The 253-nt window shown below is 44.7% G+C and carries 1 protein-coding gene; it reads left to right on the top strand.

What is annotated here, in order from left to right; translation table 11 throughout:
- On the top strand, positions 1–253 hold a 253-nt coding region (locus SB775_RS31795; protein WP_410865277.1), incomplete at both ends, for a helicase-related protein.

The raw sequence follows: 253 nt of genomic DNA, 5'->3' as shown, positions 1-253 counted from the left end.
ATGAAAAGCTTCTTACCTCATTTGGCAACAAAGAAGCGGATATTCTACTCGGTACGCAAATGATTGCAAAAGGGTTAGACTTTCCAGATGTTACACTTGTCGGTGTACTGAGTGCGGATACGTCCCTTCATATCCCTGATTTTCGTTCAAGTGAAAAAACATTTCAACTTCTCACGCAAGTCAGCGGCCGGGCAGGGCGCCATGAAAAAGCGGGCTCAGTCATTATTCAATCGTATACGCCTTCTCACTATAG

The organism is Peribacillus sp. SIMBA_075, assembly GCF_046534585.1.
The sequence above is the reverse complement of the archived record's forward strand: the minus strand, read 5'-3'. Positions and strand labels throughout refer to the sequence as shown.